Source organism: Pseudomonas sp. SIMBA_068 (assembly GCF_046534705.1).
Classification (GTDB): domain Bacteria; phylum Pseudomonadota; class Gammaproteobacteria; order Pseudomonadales; family Pseudomonadaceae; genus Aquipseudomonas; species Aquipseudomonas putida.
The window spans coordinates 1-259 of sequence record NZ_JAWRYI010000896.1 but is presented as its reverse complement, the minus strand read 5'-3'; the positions used below and the strand labels follow the sequence as shown (position 1 = coordinate 259).

Genomic DNA, 259 nt, shown 5'->3' with positions numbered 1-259 from the left:
CAATTCCCAGTCCGACGTGCTGCAGGCAGAAACCCGCATCGCCGCGATGCAGGCCACGCTGGAGCAATATCGCGCCCAGCATCGTTCCGCCACCGCGCAACTGACCGTGCTGACCGGCGTGGTCCCCGCTACGCTGCCTGAACTGCCACAGGCGCTGCTTAAGCAGCAGATCACCCTCGACAAAATCGCCTATGAAAGCAGCGCGGCGGTGCGCAGTGCGCAGTCGAAGCAGGAAGCCGCTCGTGAACGGGTGCGCCAG

Annotated in this window: 1 pseudogene; it reads left to right on the top strand. The window is 64.9% G+C overall.

Going from position 1 to position 259, the window contains the following annotated elements:
- Nucleotides 1–259, top strand: a pseudogene (locus SB756_RS31965) (hypothetical protein); the annotation flags it as partial.